Source organism: Dietzia lutea, assembly GCF_003096075.1.
GTDB lineage: Bacteria > Actinomycetota > Actinomycetes > Mycobacteriales > Mycobacteriaceae > Dietzia > Dietzia lutea.
This window is the reverse complement of the sequence record NZ_CP015449.1, coordinates 247,884-264,201: the sequence shown is the minus strand read 5'-3', so window position 1 is coordinate 264,201 and position 16,318 is coordinate 247,884. Positions and strand designations below refer to the sequence as shown.

The 16,318-nt window shown below is 71.7% G+C and carries 12 protein-coding genes and 1 pseudogene; 7 read left to right on the top strand and 6 right to left on the bottom strand.

Annotation, left to right across the window (positions count from 1 at the left end; all coding sequences use genetic code 11):
• Positions 1-5 precede the first annotated feature (5 nt).
• Together A6035_RS01180 and A6035_RS01175 are read left to right on the top strand one after the other, a co-directional pair.
• A complete protein-coding gene (locus A6035_RS01180; RefSeq protein WP_244192488.1) occupies positions 6-2,948 on the top strand; it encodes a PD-(D/E)XK nuclease family protein in 2,943 nt (980 codons plus the stop codon).
• Entirely contained in the window at positions 2,945-6,367 is a 3,423-nt protein-coding gene (locus tag A6035_RS01175) for a UvrD-helicase domain-containing protein (RefSeq protein ID WP_108846275.1), read from the top strand. The genes A6035_RS01180 and A6035_RS01175 overlap by 4 nt, the downstream gene beginning before the upstream one ends.
• Positions 6,368-6,408: 41 nt before the next feature.
• Here the strand turns inward: A6035_RS01175 and A6035_RS01170 are convergent, their stop codons facing one another.
• Positions 6,409-7,638, bottom strand: coding sequence for a DNA gyrase subunit A (locus tag A6035_RS01170; protein ID WP_108846274.1), 1,230 nt, complete (start codon positions 7,636-7,638; stop codon positions 6,409-6,411).
• A 255-nt stretch (positions 7,639-7,893) separates the two neighbouring features.
• Here A6035_RS01170 and A6035_RS01165 point away from each other — a divergent pair, with 255 nt between their 5' ends.
• A complete protein-coding gene (locus A6035_RS01165) occupies positions 7,894-8,319 on the top strand; it encodes a hypothetical protein (protein ID WP_244192487.1) in 426 nt (141 codons plus the stop codon).
• A gap of 3 nt (positions 8,320-8,322) precedes the next feature.
• Here the strand turns inward: A6035_RS01165 and A6035_RS01160 are convergent, their stop codons facing one another.
• The gene (locus A6035_RS01160) at positions 8,323-9,177 is read right to left on the bottom strand and encodes a tyrosine-protein phosphatase (RefSeq protein ID WP_108846273.1); all 855 of its coding nucleotides are present in this window, start codon (positions 9,175-9,177) and stop codon (positions 8,323-8,325) included.
• Positions 9,178-9,362: 185 nt separating this feature from the next.
• Here A6035_RS01160 and A6035_RS01155 point away from each other — a divergent pair, with 185 nt between their 5' ends.
• From A6035_RS01155 to A6035_RS01145, 4 genes are all read left to right on the top strand, one after another.
• Positions 9,363-11,090, top strand: coding sequence for an AMP-binding protein (locus A6035_RS01155; RefSeq protein WP_235026591.1), 1,728 nt, complete (start codon positions 9,363-9,365; stop codon positions 11,088-11,090).
• 2 nt (positions 11,091-11,092) lie between these two features.
• The gene (locus A6035_RS01150; RefSeq protein WP_244192486.1) at positions 11,093-12,244 is read left to right on the top strand and encodes an SMP-30/gluconolactonase/LRE family protein; all 1,152 of its coding nucleotides are present in this window, start codon (positions 11,093-11,095) and stop codon (positions 12,242-12,244) included.
• A gap of 339 nt (positions 12,245-12,583) precedes the next feature.
• Positions 12,584-13,075: a hypothetical protein gene (locus A6035_RS19390; protein WP_425267512.1), complete on the top strand. Its 492-nt coding sequence runs from the start codon at positions 12,584-12,586 to the stop codon at positions 13,073-13,075.
• Between the two features lie 84 nt (positions 13,076-13,159).
• Positions 13,160-14,218, top strand: coding sequence for an oxygenase MpaB family protein (locus tag A6035_RS01145; protein WP_108846271.1), 1,059 nt, complete (start codon positions 13,160-13,162; stop codon positions 14,216-14,218).
• 315 nt (positions 14,219-14,533) lie between these two features.
• Here the strand turns inward: A6035_RS01145 and A6035_RS19380 are convergent.
• The 4 genes and pseudogenes from A6035_RS19380 to A6035_RS19300 form a co-directional block, all read right to left on the bottom strand.
• A pseudogene (locus tag A6035_RS19380) lies at positions 14,534-14,818 on the bottom strand (DDE-type integrase/transposase/recombinase); the annotation flags it as partial.
• Positions 14,819-14,994: 176 nt separating this feature from the next.
• On the bottom strand, positions 14,995-15,417 hold the full coding sequence (locus tag A6035_RS01135; protein ID WP_162533970.1) for a transposase: 423 nt from the start codon (positions 15,415-15,417) through the stop codon (positions 14,995-14,997).
• A gap of 426 nt (positions 15,418-15,843) precedes the next feature.
• Positions 15,844-15,990, bottom strand: coding sequence for a hypothetical protein (locus A6035_RS19305; protein ID WP_327511786.1), 147 nt, complete (start codon positions 15,988-15,990; stop codon positions 15,844-15,846).
• Between the two features lie 75 nt (positions 15,991-16,065).
• Positions 16,066-16,275 carry an SRPBCC family protein gene (locus A6035_RS19300; RefSeq protein WP_327511788.1) on the bottom strand — a complete coding sequence of 70 codons (210 nt, stop codon included), beginning with the start codon at positions 16,273-16,275 and terminating at the stop codon, positions 16,066-16,068.
• Between the last annotated feature and the right edge of the window lie 43 nt (positions 16,276-16,318).

Below are 16,318 nucleotides of genomic sequence, written 5' to 3'. Positions count from 1 at the left end.
GCGGTGTGACCGGATCCCAGGCTCATCCCTCCGCCCTCGTCGCCGAGGTCCGCCGCCTCCGGGCGGCCGATCCGCTCGGCCGGATCACCGTGATCGTGCCGTCGTTCGGGGCCGCCCGGGACCTGGTCCGCGCATTGGCCCTGTCCGGCGGCGCCGTCAACGTGGCGGTCCGGACCGCCGCCCAGGTCGTCGACGAGCTGTCCGCCCCGGTGCTCGCCCCGCGGGCCGCGGTGCCGTTCCCGCTCCTGGCCGCCGCGGTGGACAAGGCGCTCGACGCGGATCCGGGCCGCCTGGCCGCCGTGGCCGCCGAGCCCGTCACCGGGCAGGCGGTGGCCCGAGCGTGCCTGCGCCTGGGGACCGTCGAGCCCGGGTCGGTCACCGCCGACACGCCGCTGCACTCCGAGGTGCTCCGCCTCGCCGGCGAGGCGCACGAGATGACGGGCGGCGCCTACTACACGCAGTACGAGGCGGTGACCACCGCGCTGGCGCGGTTGGACGACCTGGGCCGGGTCGTGCTCGCCGCGCCGCTGCGGGGCACGCACGCCGAGCGGAGGCTGCGGGTCGCGCTCGCCGAACGCGGCGTGACGCCCGTCGCCGGCACCGGGTCGGACCATCTGGCCTCCGCGGCGGAGCCCGCGTCCGCGGAGGCGGTCACCGGGACCCACGTCCTGCACGCGTCGGACTCGGACGACGAGGTGCGGGCGGTGGTCCGCTTCGTCCGCTCCCGCCTGGCCGAGGGGGTCCCCGGCCACCGGATCGGCGTCTACTACCCGTCCCCGGACCCCTACCTGCGCCTGCTCCACCGGGCGTTCGCCGAGGCGGGGATCGCCGTGTACGGGCCCTCCGACTCGACGTTGGGTCGCTCCCCCGCCGGCCGGTCGCTGGTGCGCCTGCTGCGCCTGGACACGTCGGTGATGCCGCGGGCGGAGCTGCTGTCGATCATCGCCGAGGGCTCGGTCACCCCCCTCGACGACGCGGGGGCCGCCGTCTCGTCCCGGCGCCTCGAGACCCTCACCCGCACCCGTTTCCCGGTGATCGGCGGCGGCGACTGGGACCGGCTGGACGAGCACCTGCGCACCGAGCCGGAGGCGTCGGGCGAGTCGGGGGTGCTGGGCGAGTCGGACCGCGCGGCCGCGGCGGCCCTGCTGCGGTTGATCCGCCTCATCCGGTCCGGGCTGGCCGCGGTCGACGCCGCCCGGACCTGGACGGAGGCCGCCGACGCGGTGCGCGGCCTGGTCACGGCGGCCTTCCGGCAGGGCCCGGACCGCGCTGCGGTCCTCGCGGTGGTCGGCGCCCTGGCCGACCTCGACGCCATCGCGCCCGCCATCACCCGGGACCGCGTGGCGGGCGCCGTCACCGCCCGTCTCGATCCGGTGGGCGACCGGGTCGGCGAGGAGGGCGCGGGCGTGGCCCTCGGGCCGATCGACGACGCCGTGGGCCGCGACCTGGACACGGTCTGCGTGGTGGGGATGGCCGAGGGGCTGCTGCCCGTCCTCCACGCGCCCGACCCGCTGCTGCCGGAGGGATCCGTCGAACCCCCGTCGGCGGAGGTGCTCGACGAGCGTTACCGCGTCCTCCAGCTCGCGCTGGCCGCCGGCTCCGAGCGCCGGCTGTGCTCGTTCCCCCGCGGTTCGATGCGCGGCGGTGGGGACCGGATCCCGTCCCGCTGGCTGCTCCCCACGCTCTCCCGGCTCGTCGGCTCGCCCGTCCACGCCACCCGCTGGCAGGAGGACGTGGCCGGGTGTCCCGCCGTGATCGGCGTGTCCTCGTTCGTCGACGGGGTCCTGGCTCCGCCCGCGGCCCTGGGGACCGATCCGGCCACCCGGACGGAACTGCGGATCCGGGACCTCGCCGCCGGCGGGTGGCGCACGCGCCCCGACGCCCCCGCGCTGCTCGCGGCCGCCCACGAGATGCGCCGCGACCGCCGACAGGGCCGGTTCACCCGGTTCACGGGCGACGTGTCGTCGGCCGCCGACCTGCTCACCGTCCTCGAACAGCCCCTCTCCCCCACCCGGCTCGAGGACTGGGCCCAGAGCCCCTACCTGTTCTTCCTCTCCACCGTCCTGCGGGTGCGCACGCTCGACGATCCGGCGGCGGACATCGAGATGGACCTGCGCGACTACGGTGACCTGGTCCACGCGATCCTCCAGCGGTACGTCTCCGCCCGGATCGAGAGCGGTTCCGGGCCGGACCGGGACCTGCTCATGGCGGCCCTGCGGCGGGAGTGCGAGGCCGCGATCGCCGCCTCCCCCGGCCTGGTCGCCTCGCTGTGGCGCCGACGCGAGATGATGCTCGCCGCCGAGCTCGACCGGTGGTTCGCCGAGGACAACGCCGACTTCGAGTCCGGCTGGCGGCCGGCCGCGACGGAACTCGGGTTCGGGCGGTCGGACGGCGACGGCTCGGTCGTCGAGATCCCGTTCGAGGTGTCCACATCCACCGGCACGGCGACCGTGCTCCTGGCCGGGTCGATCGACCGACTCGACATACGCGCTGGGACGCAGCGCGTCACCGACTACAAGACGGGTAAGCCTCCCGAGGCGGAGGCCCGCCCGACCGCGGACGATCCCACCCTCCGCGGCACCCGCTTCCAGCTGCCGCTCTACGCCGCGGCCGCACAGTCCGCCGGGCGGGCACCGGTGAGCGGGGCCCGGTACTGGTACTGCACCGAGCGGGGGGAGTTCGAGCAGATCTCGCTCGACATCACCGAGGACGTCATGGACCGCGTCCGCGCGGACGTCGGTCACCTCATCGACGCCCTCCAGCGCGGGTGGTTCCCGCTCAAGGGCGGCCGGGGCTCCTCGCGCGATCTGGCGAACCTGCTCGGCGGCGACGAGCTGGACCGCGCATGGGAGAAGCTGTCACTCACCGAACCGGTGTCGTCCCATCGCGCATTCGCGGGCCTGATCGCCGCGGTGACCACCGAATCCGAATCGGAGACGTCCTCATGAGCCAGCTCCCCGACCAGGCCGCCCGCGACCGCGTCGAGACCGACACTGCCGCCACCCTGTTCGTCGAGGCGGGAGCCGGGACCGGCAAGACGTACGCCCTCGTCCGCCGTCTCAGCACCCTCCTGCTGGACGACGCGGTGCCGATCGACCGGATCGCCGCCATCACGTTCACCGAAAAGGCGGCCGCCGAGCTGCGCGACCGGCTGCGCGTGCACCTGGTGGAGCGGCGCGCGGAGGGTGACGCCCGCGCGGACGAGGCCCTGGCCGGGCTCGACACGGCCGCGATCGGGACACTGCACTCCTTCGCGCTGCGCCTGCTGTCCGAGAACCCGCTCGAGGCCGGGATCCCGCCGCGGGTGACCGCCCAACAGGACACCGCCGAGGCCGCGGCCGTGGAGGCGCTGTGGCAGGAGTGCGCCACCGTCCTGTTCGGCAACGGTCCGACGGCGGAGCGGTCGGGCAACCTGGCGCGGGCCGTCGACGACATGCTCGACGCCGGCGTCGGCCCCCTGGCCTTCCGCGAGGTCGTCGTGGCCCTGCACCGCGACTGGGACCGCCTCCCCACGGAACCGCTCTATGCGGGCCCCTCCGAGCTGTCCGCGTCACCGGACCTGTCGGAGGTCGTCGCCGCCATCGGCTCGATCGTGGGGTGGCGGGACTCGTGCCGGGACGAGACGGACCTGTTCTACGAGACCCTCGGCAAGCACCAGGCGTGGCTGGAGAGTCTCGAGGCCGCGACCACCGATCCGGCCGCGTCCCCCACCTGGGTCGAGCTCCTCGCGAAGCCGGTGGGAGTCGGGCGCGGCGGCAAGGGCGCCAGCTGGGGCGGGAAGGACGTGCTCGACTCCATCAAGGAGGAGATCAAGAAGCTACCGGAGCTGTGCGGTGAGGTCCTCGCCGCGCACTGGCGTCCACGTATCGCCCTCGTCCTGGACGCGCTGATCCCCGTCGTCCGCCGGCATGCCGACGAGCGGCGCCGCCACGGGACGCTCCAGTTCCACGATCAGCTGGTACTGGCCCGCGACCTGCTCCGGAACGACGCCGTCCGCGAGCGGGTGCGGGAGCGCTACCAGCGGATCCTCATCGACGAGTTCCAGGACACCGACCCCATCCAGTTGGACCTGGCCGAGCTGCTCACCTCCGGGCCGGGAGGATCGGGGACGGAGCCCGGGCGCCTGTTCACCGTCGGCGATCCCAAGCAGTCCATCTACCGCTTCCGACGAGCGGACATCGCGACGTACCTGCGCGCCCGGGGAGGGGACGGCGGTGCCACGAGCGGGGTCGAGGTGGAGAGGCTGAGCACCAACTTCCGCTGCTCGCGCGCCGTGCTCGACTGGGTCAACGACGTGTTCTCCGAGGTCCTCACCGCGACAGACGGCGTCCAACCCGAGTACCGCCCTCTGGAGCCCGCGCCCGGCCGCCCCGAGTACGACCCGGCCCACGGGCCGCGTCCGTTCGTCTTCCGCACCGAGGACGTCCCCCCGCACTGCCCGCCGGAGGCGAGTGACGACCACACCCGTCACTGGATCGAGGCCGCGGACGTGGCCCGCGTGATCGTCACCGCCATCCGCGAAGGATGGACCCATGAGTCGAAGAACGGTGAGCAGACCCCCCTTCGCCTCGGTGACATCGCGATCCTCCTGCCCTCGCGCGGATCGCTGCCCATGCTCGAGACCTGCCTCGATCACGCCGGGATCGACTTCCGGACCGAGGCGTCCTCGATCGTCTACGGGACGCCGGAGATCCGCGACCTCCTGCTGGCCGTCCGCGCCGTGGCGAACTCCGCCGACGAGGCGTCACTCGTGGGCGCGCTGCGCTCACCCCTGTTCGGATGCGGTGACGACGACCTGTTGCGCTGGCGCGCCGGTGGCGGCGGCTGGACACTCACCGCGCCCGCCCCTGATGACCTCGCGGCCTCGCCGGTCGCCGAGGGCATGCGGTACCTCTCGGCCCTCGGCCGGTCCACCAGGCGGCCGGGCGAACTCCTCGAGAGGCTCGTCCACGACCGGATGGTCTTCGAGTCCGTCGCCGAGTCCCCCAGGCGGCGCGACCTGTGGCGGCGGATCCGGTTCGTGATCGAGCACGCGTGGCAGTGGGAGGAGTCCGCAGCCGATCCCGCCCGCGCCGACCTGCGGGAGTACGCCGACTGGGCGATGGCCCTGACCGCCGAGGACGCCCGCGTGCCCGAGGCCGCGATCCCCGAGATCGGCGTCGACGCGGTGCGCATCACCACCATCCACGCGTCCAAGGGTCTCGAGTACCCGATGGTCGTGCTCGCCGGCATGAGCCGTAAGTGGCCCGATGACCGGTCCCGCCTCCTCTGGACACAGGACGAGCCGCCGCGACCCGCGGCGTCGTTCTCGACGATCGTCCGCGATCCGGCCTTCCGCCGCGCCGCCGCGCGCGAGGCCGAGCACTCGCTGGCCGAGCGGATCCGTCTGCTCTACGTGGCCACCACCCGCGCCGAGAGCCGGCTGGCGGTCTCGGGGCACGGGTACGTGCTGACCCAGAAGAAGACCCCCAAGAAGCTGTGGGGATCGCTGCTCGGGTCGATCGTCGAGGTGCCCGACGCGCCCGCGCTGGTGGAGTACGGCGAGAACCTGCTCGAGGCGGCGGCCGCGCCGGAGGTCGACGTGCCCGACGAGGCCGGGTGGACCGAGCGCACCCGCGAGATCGCGGCCCGGTCCGCCGAGCGTGCGGGCTGGTCGGCGACGCGGATCGTGCACCCCGACGCGGTGGACGCCGCACCAGGAGACGAGGACGTCGAGCGCCAGCCGTCCCTCCCCCAGCAGCTGGCCGCCGCGCTGCGGGAGAGGTTCGCACCGGCCCCGGCCCGGCCGGAGGAGCTGCCGCCCAGGCCGAGGTACACACCGGTCGCCTCCGGGCCCGACGTCGGCACCGCCGTGCACCACCTGGCGGAGCACACCGATCTCAGTCGCCTGCTCGGACCGGCTGCCGACCCGGACTCCGCGATGGCGGACTGGGATCGGTGGGCGGCCGACCAGCTGGTCGCCCTCGGACTGGGCGGTGGCCTGCAGGGCAGCCGCAATCCCGAGGCGGTCGCCGAGATGGTCTCGGTCGCGCGCACCGCGCTGACCTCCGAGCCCGTCAGGCGAGCGGCGAGCAGGACGCACTGGGCCGAGTTGCCCGCCGCCGGAACCCTGACCACGGCGGACGGGACGCAGGCGGCGGTGGACGGTGTCGTCGACCTCGTGGTGCAGGAGGACGACGGATCGCTGTCGATCATCGACTACAAGACCGACGTCGCCGTCACCACCGACACCGTCGACGAGTACCTGCTGCAGTTGTGCGCGTACGCCGACCTCCTCGGTGGCCCCACCAGCAGGATCGTCTCGCGGATCGAGCTGGTCTTCTGCCGAGGAGCCCGTCCGACGGTCGTGGCGCGCGACCTCGGCTGAGTCGTGCGGCGCCCCGCCTGAGGCGGCCGTGCGGCAGGGCCTCAGCCGAGGTTGCTCCACACCACCCTTCCGCCGGCGACCGCCGCCAGCGCGGAGTCGCACGGCGCTCCCGCCGTGAACGCCTGGTACAGCTCCACCAGCAGGTCCACGACGGAATCCCACAGCCGGTGCAGCGGCTCCCCGCCGCCGTACGCCCACACCGAGCCGGCGTCGGGGCCGCCCCGGTACGACACCGCGTAGCCGAACCCGCTCCGCTCGGCGATCGGCCACAACCGCCCGGCCCAGGTCGCGTCGCCTCCCGGCTCGAACCCGAGGACGCCCGCACCCATCGCGTCCTCGTACCGCGCCGCCTGCGCGTCGAAGCCGCGCTCGGTGGTCAGCGGCTCCGCGAACGGCAGTAGGCCCTCCACCGAATCCAGCCCCGTGCGCCGCAGATGCCACAGCAGGGTGCGGATGCCGGTCTCGTCATCCACGCCGGACCCGTCCAGTAAGACCCCACTCGGACTTTCCGAGCTGCGCGGGTCGTCCACCGCCACCACCGTCGGCGCCGGAGCGGGCACCCGGAGGAGCTCCGCGAGCGCGTCGCACAGCTCGCCGATCTGCTCGTCCAGGACCGCCGACGCCTCCTGCTCGACGGCCGCCGACCGCCGCCCTGGTCGGGAGGGCCCCGCCGGGGCGGTAGCGGTGGGCGCCGGTTCGCGGGGCGCGGCGGGATCGTCCGCGGGAGCCGGATCCGGGGCGGCGTCGCCCCACGACGCGGCCATCGCACCACTGATCCGGGCGAGCGCGCCGTCGAACTCGGCGTTCCACTCGTCGCCGGGCCCTGCGGGGGCAGCAGCAGCGGGGTCCCATTCTGCGGGAGGCGGTGCTGCATGAGCGGATTCCGCGTGGGCGAGCTCCGCGGCGGCGGGTTCCGAGGCGGCGGGCGCCGACTCCGGGACACCGCCGTCCGCGGAGACCGCGGGCAGCACGCCGGTGACGTCCGCCAGGAGCTCCAACCGGGCGCGGCGACCGCCGGCCAGCCGCTCACGTTCCGAGCGGGTGAACGACAGCACCGGCAGCGTGAGCAACAGCACGGCCTGGCGTCCCGTGAAGCCGAAGTCGCGCTTGAGGGCACGGCGTGCCTCGACCGGAGAGTCGGCGTCGTGGATGGCGGCCATCACCGCATTCAGGTCATCGCAGGCGCGAAGGATCGCCTCGGCCTCGTCCCACGCCCGTCCGACCTCGTCGGACGGTTCGAACCACCCACCGATGACACCGGCAGCGCCCACGTCAACCCCCCCAGGCAGTCACACACGATCCGGACCCGAGCCCCATCGGATCCCCGGGCATCCTACGCCCAGCCTCACGCCGGTGGTGGGTCGGAGACAGGCGGCGCCCAGCGGGGCCAGAGAGGCGGGAGTGACACCGATGTGACAGACCTCTCCGCGCGCGGAAACGCCCCGTACCAGCAGCGATGGGGTCGCCTGGCGGTCACACGCGAGGACGGCAGCTCGCTGCGGTCGCCGGTGCGTACGGTCGAGGACATGAGCGAACGTCTGATGATCCGGGACCGCGAGGCATCACCGGACGAGCGCCGGGCGGAGCTCGCGCGCCCGGACGACGAGCTCGCCGGCGCCAGTTCCAGCGTAGCCGGCGCCGGCGACGAGAGCGGCAGTGCCGGCGACAGCGCTAACGGGAGCGGCCATGCCACGGTGTTCCCCGCGCCGCTGACGACCATCGCCGCCGCGCTCGTCGGCGGGTTCCTGGGCCTCGCGGCCGTCTACGGGGTGGCCGAGCGGCTGGCGGACACGCTGGCCGGCGTCGCCGCCGTGGTGATGATCTTCGCCGTCACCCTGGCCGGGCCGCGTGTCCACGCCGGCGCCCGTACGGAGGTGGGACGCACCGTCGCCGTGGTGCTGCAGTCCGTCGGCTTCGGCGGCGTCCTCGGCGCACTGCTCATCCTGACCTGAGCCTCAGCGGGACCGGAGCCGGGCCGTCAGCTCGTCGACGACCTCGACGTCCACGCCCGCGCCCTCCACCAGATAGCGCCTGGCGTCACCGAACTCGCGGTCCAGGGCGTCCAGCGAGCGGCGCAGGTTGGCCTCCTCCACGCCGATGAGGACCTCGACCGCCTCGAGCTGCTCCGGCATCTCGGACTGCACGTAGGCCCGGATCGCCGAGACGAAGTCGGCGGACATCTCGCGGGTGAGCAGGTAGTCGGCGACGACATCCTCCTCACGCACCCCCACCAGTAGCTGCAGCAGGGCCGACACCCAGCCGGTGCGGTCCTTGCCGGCCGTGCAGTGCACGATCGCCGGCCCCGAGGACACCGCCAGCGCGTGGACGGCGCGACCGAACGCCCCGCGCTCGTGGTCGCCCAGGACGAACCGCTCATAGGTCTCGGCCATCTCGCGGCGGGCCTCCTCGACCCCGACCAGGCCGGTCGTGGTGAGGATCGCCGCGGACGTGTGCCCGCCCAACACGTCGATCGGCACGTACTCCGCACCGGCGGGGATCACGTCGGGCTGCCTGTCGATCTCCGCCCCGGTGCGCAGATCGACCACCGCGGTCACGCCGAGTCGCTCGAGGACCCCGAGGTCCTCATCGCCCACGGACAGCGCGGTGGACCGGTAGACGACACCGCGGGTCATCGAGCCGGAGGGCCGGAGCGCGTACCCGGGGCCGGCCACGTCCCGGAAGTTGTGCACGCTGCCCAGCCGGATCTCCCCGACCACGAACCCGCCCCGGTCGAGGCCGACCTCGTCGTCGTCGACATCCACCCCGACACCCGGTGCCGCGCTGCGGTTGCCGCCCGGTTCCGCGACCATCCCACGCCCCCCACAATCCCGGCGCGCCCGCGCGGCGCGCCACGCCTCGTTCCTACCCGATCGGGCTCCGCGACAGCGACCAGACGGCGGCAGGCCGGTAGGCCGGAATAGTGCTGCTGACACGTGTCAACGTTGCCGCCCGTTTCCGGGGTGGAACGGGTTTCCATCGCCTATTGTGCGATCTCATGAGTAGAACAGATTTCAATCCCGGCCACGCCATGCAGCACGAGACGTTCGGCGACATCCTGCTGGAGCGGTCGACCGACGATCACCCGGGACTGCTGTTCGACGACTCGTCGTGGACGTGGCGGGAGTTCGTGGCCGAGGCCGCCGTCCGCGCGAAGATCCTGCGCGGCTGGTCCGACGAGTACTCGTCCTCCTACGCCGAGCGTCCGGACCCCTACAAGCGCCTGCACGTGGGCATCCTCCTGGAGAACGTGCCGGAGTATCTGTTCACTCTGTGCGGTGCGGCGCTCGCGGGCGTCACGATCATCGGCATCAACCCGACCCGTCGCGGCGCCGAGCTCGCCTCCGACATCCGCGGCGTGGACTGCGACGTGATCCTCACCGACGCCGACGGCAGCGCGCTGCTCGACGGCCTCGACACGGGCGCCGTCGCCTCGTTCGACATCGACTCCGAGCAGTGGCGCGGCCTGCTCGCCGACCACGCCGGCGCCGAGCCCCGCCTGCACCCGGAGGACGCGCGCGACCCCCACACCCTGCTAGCGCTGCTGTTCACCTCGGGCTCCACGGGCGCGCCCAAGGCCGTCATGTGCTCGACAGGCCGCATGGCGATGCTCGGCACGATCAACTACCGCGGCCTCGTCCGCGACGACGTGGCCTACAGCGCGATGCCCCTGTTCCACGGCAACGCCCTGTTCGCCGCCTTCGCGCCCGCCGCGTACGTGGGCTGCACGTTCGCGATGCGCCGAAAGTTCTCGGCCTCCGGCTTCCTGCCCGACGTGCTGAAGTACGACGCGACGTACTTCAACTACGTCGGCCGGTCCCTGTCCTACATCCTCGCCCAGCCCGAGGTCCCCGAGGAGAAGCAGACGCGCCTGCGGGTCGTCTTCGGTACCGAGGCCTCCGTCCACGACCGCGTGGAGTTCGAGCGCCGCTTCGGCGTGACCCCGCTCGAGTCGTACGGCTCGAGCGAGGGCGGCGTGGTCATCAGCCACACCGAGGACACCCCGCCCGGCGCGCTCGGCGTGGCCGGCGCCTACATGGACGTCGCGATCCTCGACGAGGAGGGCAACGAGTGCCCGATCGCCGAGTTCGACGAGGAGGGCGGCCTGACCAACGCGGGCGAGGCGATCGGCGAGATCTGCAACCTCACCGGCGCCAAGCTGTTCGAGGGCTACTACCGCAACCCGGAGGCCACCGCCGAGCGCAACATCGGCGAGGTCTACCACTCCGGCGACCTGGGCTATCGTGACGCCGACGGCTACTTCTACTTCGCCGGCCGCTCCGGCGACAAGATTCGCGTGGACAGCGAGAACTTCTCCGCGGGCCCCGTCGAGCGGATTCTCGACCGCTTCCCCGGCGTGCTCGTCGTGGCGGTCTACCCCGTCCCCGACCCGCGCACCGGCGACCAGGTCATGGCCGCCATCCAGCTGGAGCCCGGCGTGGAGTTCGACGCCGACGCGTTCACCGAGTTCTGCCGCACCCAGCCCGACATGGGCACCAAGTGGGCGCCGCGGTTCGTTCGTATCATGCAGGAGATGCCCGTCACCGCCACTCGCAAGATCTCCAAGCCCAGCCTGCGACGCGAGTCGTGGATCGAGCCGGGCGAGGTCTACCTGCGCGGCGGCGCCGACAAGTCGGACGACGTGTACCGGCCCCTCACCGACGCCGACCGCGAGGCGCTGCTGGCCGAGTACACGCTCCACGGGCGCCGGCCGGCCGGGGTCTGACGATGAGAGCCCGGCGGATCCTGCGCGCGGCGTCCGTGCGCGCGGTGTCCGTGCGCGCGGTGTCCGTGCGCGCGGTGTCCGTCGGGCTCGCCGCGGTGCTTGCGCCGGCCGCGCTCGCCCCCGCCGCGCTCGCCCCGGTCGCCGTGGCGGTGCCGCTGGGCTCGGTCGGGCCCGGTTCGGTCGAGGGCGCGGCCGGGTCGGTCGGCTCGGCGGCGGTGCCGATCGAGGGCGCGCTGGGGTCGGTCGGTCCCCATGGGGGCTCGGCCGCCGCGCTCGACGCCGGTTCCGGTCTGGTCAGCGCGCCGGGCTCGGTCGGCGCGCCGATCGCGCCCTGTCCGGGTCCCGCGCCGCGGGTGTCGACGTTCGGCGACGCTCCCGTGCCGGTGGTGGGCTGGACCGAGAACCTCGCCTTTGACGGCGACGGCCGCCTGTGGGTGTCCAAGACGTTCCTGAACCGCGTCGACGCCTACGATCCCGACGGCCGCGTGGTGGCGTCGGTGGCCGTCCGGGCGCCCGGTGGCCTCGCGCTCGGCCCCGACGGGCGCATGCACGTCGCCGCCGGCACCGGGTACCTGGCCGACCGGTCCGACGTGGTGACGTTCGACCCGGCCGCCGAGCGCCCCGAGGCGCGGATCGAGGCGCGTCTGGACGCCCGGATGAACGGTCTGGCGGTGGACGCCGCCGGGAACCGGTACCTGACCAGTCTGGACGTGCCCGCTCTGACTCGCGTCACCGCGGCCGGCGAGGTCGACGACGAGTGGTCGCGCCGCGCCGCGGTCGGCGTGTCCAACGGCATCGCGATCGACGGTGACACCGCGTACGTCACCCAGTCGACCACGCGCACCGTGGTGCACGAGGTGCCGTTGGACCGTCCGGAGGCGACGACGACGAGGGAGCTGACCGCCCCACCCGAGATCGCCCGCGGGCTCGACGATCTGGCCGTGACCCCGGAGGCCCTCTATGTCACATCGTGGACCACCGGCGAGGTATTCCGGCTCGACCGCGGCACCGGTGACTCGTGCGTGCTGGTCGGCGGGATCCCCCGCGCCACGGCCGTGGTCGTGGCCGACGGGTTCGGGGAGTTCGACGACGGCGATCTGCTGGTCACCTCGCTGCACGGGCCGATCCAGCACGTGGAGCTGCCGGACGCCTGAGAGCTGTTCATGTCTGCGACCGCCTCTGCCAGAAGTGCACGGCCCTGCCACTGTCGATGCTCGCACCTTCTCGACTTAGGCCCCGGCCAAGGTCGCCCAAGGCATCGAAAAGATTGCGATACCGATGACCACCACCCGCCGGGCACGGTTACGAGCCGCGACCGCAATTCTCGCCTACGCCGCGCTGCTCACGGCCAGTTGCCCGTCCGCGCCCGCAGATAACGAGGCATCGCCCCCATCTCGTCGTTGACTTCCGGTAGCCGACCGAGCTGATCGTGAGTAGCAGCGCCCGAAGCCTTGGACTGCCGATGCCGCGCGACAGGTTTTCCCTGTCTGTCGGTGGCGCCGTTCATCACCGTCACCCACCCCTGCCATTTCCACGGCCCACCACCTGCCGAGGCGAACTGGTCAACGCTCGAGCGCACGTCAAGGTCACCGGCCCCGCCGAGAATAAGCTGCTCAACGGGGCCACGCACCACCTACGACAACGGCTTCCTCGGACTCTGGCTACCACGAGGTGTCTCCGCCCACCTCGCTACCGACTATGGCGGGATATCGGGCACCGCTGCGATCACCGCCAGCGGCCGGGGACCTCACCTGCCTCACCACCATGGGGCTCACCCGACGTGTCTGTCGGCGTACCGCCCAGGACACCCCGCTGGCTGCATCTGCCGGACGACAATCGCTCGCCAGGTCGAGGCCAACATCCGTCAGATGGGTGCGGCGATCTGCAAGTCTGCTCCACGCAGACCTCCGCTCGTTGCAGAACACCAGGGCGTGGAGCTGGTCGGCAGCGAAGCAGCCCTATCGCCAGAACCTACTGATCAGTAACTTTACAAACTAGGCGACTCTGTCTAATAATCTGCGTACGTTGCGTGAGCTGACTCACGCCGAGCACTTCCAGAAGGGGGAGACGTGGGAACCACCGAGAAGAACCGCATCGACGAGGGACTCTTCGGCCCGGGCTCGGTGGCGTGGAAAGTCTGGACGTTCCCGGCTTCCGCGCTGCAGGGTTTCGCTCGAGCCGTGACGATCGAGCATCTGGACCCGGACCTCACGGCTGCGGTCGACGAGACCGGTCAGGTGATCCAGCGGACGCCGCTGCGTTACGACCGCACGATGGAGTACTTCTCCGCCGTGCTCTTCGCGGACACTCCAACCGTTATCAAGATGTCGGACATCCTCATGAAAGTGCATTCGCGCGCGTACGGGATCAACAAGGTGACGGGCAACGAATACGACTCGAACAACCCGGACTCGCAGCTGTGGATCCACATGACGGCCTGGCATTCGATCTTGTACGTCTACGAGCTGTTCGGGCCGGGCAGACTTAGCCGCGACGAGGAGCTGGAGTACTGGGCGCAGTGCGCGATCGCCGCCGAGGTCCAGCCGATCCGACAGGAGGACGTGCCGCGCTCGCGGGGCGAGGTGCAGAAGTACTTCGACGACTGGCGGGACAAGCTGGCGGCCTCGGAGGCGGCCATCTCCAACGTCGACCACATTCTCGACGGCTTCGAGACCATCGAGCCGCGCTTGCCGGCGTTCGTCAAGAAGGCGGGCCGGCCGTTCCTGCGGGCGTCCATCATCGCCACCTACCCGCGGTGGATGCGTCCCCTCCTGGGCGTCACGCAGTCGCGGGCCGTGGACTTCGGGTCGATCGCCCTGTGGCGGATGTTCTACAAGGCCGCGCACAACAACCCGCGGCTGATGATGGCGATGGTCGAGCGGATCAGCCCCCGTTCGGTGCGGTACATCGAGCCCGCAATCCGCGGCATCAAGGCGGACAGCCCGCGTACGCACTCACCGTCGTGGGCCCGAGAGCGATACGGCGACCCGCGCACCCCGCTGGAGCAGTACGCGGACATCAAGGCCGCCCGGGCCGAAGGGACCGCAGACGTGCCCTACGAACACAACCACCGCGATCCGGTGATCGAGTTCAAGGAAGCCGACACGTCCACCGCCGCGGAACGCTGACCCTGACGATCCGGTCGCGGGTGGCTCCGGACTCTTCGAGCCAGGCAGTCGCGTCGGCCAGGACCGTACCCGCGACCGGCGGTCTCGTCGCCACGAAATACACGAGGTGTCAAGCCCCGGGTTGTGTAGAGGGTGGTTACCTGGCGTCGACGAGCTCGGGTGACGGTTCGACCACCGCGTGTTGTGCTTCGTATTCGGTGGGTGGGACGTAGCCGATCTCGCCGTGGATGCGGAGGTAGATGAACCAGTCGATGTACTCGGCGACGGCGATCTCGAGATCGTCGATGTCCCGCCATGGCCGCCGGCGTGGGAGCGCTGCCAGATCGCCATGTTCAACGCGTCCAGCGCCAGGTCGGTGTACAGATTCTTGGACAGCTGCCACCCCACGACCATCCGCGAGTAGACGTCGATGATGAACGCCGCGTACACCCACCCGCTGTAGGTGCGGACGTAGGTGATGTCTCCCGACCCACAGCTGGTTCGGGCGCTCGGCGACGAATTTGCGTTCCACAGGTCAGCGGGCCGCTCGGTCTCGGCCTTCGGGGGTGTGGTCCGCGGTGACTTGGCTCGCTGGACCCCTTTGAGGCCTTCGTCTCTCATGAGGCGTTCGACGGTGCAGCGGGCGACCTGGTGGCCGGCGAGGCCCTGCGGTCAGGGCTTGGCGGCGTAGTAGGACGAAGGCGCGATCGCGGCGCTGGTCTCGGACAGTGCGTCGCGGATCGGCTGGACACCGTGCTCGTCCTTGCGGCGGTCGATGAACTCGACCCTCATCGCTGTTAACGGTCCAGCTCCGCAGCGAAGAACGCCGACGCCTGCTTCAAGCTCGTGTTCGCCCGCCGCAGCTCGCGGTTCTCCTTCTCCAACTGCGCCAGGCGCGCGTCGCGATCGGCTGATGCCGACGAGGCGCCCTGGCCCTCGGACTGCGCTTTGCGCGCCCAGGTCCGTAGCCCTTCGCGGTGCACGCCGAGCGCGACGAGGCTATGGAGCAGGCCGCGGACCAAACGGTCGTTGAGGTAACCGCAGCGAACCGGCAGGTCTACTACCACGGGTAGGCCATGCGCCTTCCGACCACGTTCGGCGGACGCGAGTTCTACCGCACCATCACCGACGACGAGTTCCTGCTGTCCGACATCACCACCGGCGAGGTCGTCGTCTCCTTTCCATTGCCTATGGTGGCGCTGCGGATCCGCAGACGACACGTCGCCTCCTACGCCATCCGAGGCATTCACGTGGCCAACCCGACCAAACAGTGGGCGCGGAAGACTGCCGAACATGTAGCCGAGTTCGCTCGGCGTAGGGAGGCTGTCCCCGAAGTCTTTGGGGACGGTCGGTGACACCGTCCAACAACTCCGACGGGGCATCGCGCGATGCCTGGTAGGCGTGCACGAAGTCATGAGATTGGATGCCATCGAAGAGACGAGATCCGGTGTCCACGATGTTGCGGGATAACACACCGGATCGCCGGACTACCGGTACCCACTGACCCTATCTGCCAACGTGCGGTTGCCGGAGGCCTGAGAGCTGTTCGGCCAAGAGGGGGTAACCGATCACCTCACAATCGCCAGCGCGATGATGGATGACGGTCAACCCGCCCGAGGAGGTCCCTCTCGGGGTGGAGTGGCCAGTCAGGGCCGGGCCGACCCCTCTGCGCCGGTGGACGACTCGGCGATCTCCTTGATCGCGGCGAGCGTCTTCGGGATGTCGTCGAGGGCCTGCTGCGTGCGCTCGGCGATCTGAGCGGGCGCCTGGTCGCCGAACTTCTCCTCGAACATGGCGATCCCGCCGGGCAGGAACTCCCAGGACTCGGTGAGCGTCGTCCCTGTCCGTGCGGGGGCAAGAGTGAACCCTCAGCGGACGAAGCTGCCACCCACCACCCAGGCGAACTCGCGCCCGTACTCGGCGGTCACGACCACCGACCGGGTCTCCCACGTCCGGTGCGGGAGCTCGTTGCGCCCGGTGAACCAGGCACCGACCTGACCGGCCTCGGCCTCGTCGTCCCACCAGCACGAGGTGCAAACCGGACTCCACTCGCCGGTCCGGGTGATGTCGGAGACCAAGTCGAAGAGCCGTCTCGGCCGACGCCTCGACGGTGACGGACTC

Coding starts and splice junctions, on each gene's coding strand:
- A6035_RS01155 (WP_235026591.1), top strand. CDS start 9,363: ATGAGTAGAACAGATTTCAATCCCGGCCACGCCATGCAGCACGAGACG.
- A6035_RS01165 (WP_244192487.1), top strand. CDS start 7,894: ATGAGCGAACGTCTGATGATCCGGGACCGCGAGGCATCACCGGACGAG.
- A6035_RS01175 (WP_108846275.1), top strand. CDS start 2,945: ATGAGCCAGCTCCCCGACCAGGCCGCCCGCGACCGCGTCGAGACCGAC.
- A6035_RS01160 (WP_108846273.1), bottom strand. CDS start 9,177: ATGGTCGCGGAACCGGGCGGCAACCGCAGCGCGGCACCGGGTGTCGGG.
- A6035_RS19305 (WP_327511786.1), bottom strand. CDS start 15,990: ATGTTCGAGGAGAAGTTCGGCGACCAGGCGCCCGCTCAGATCGCCGAG.
- A6035_RS01150 (WP_244192486.1), top strand. CDS start 11,093: ATGAGAGCCCGGCGGATCCTGCGCGCGGCGTCCGTGCGCGCGGTGTCC.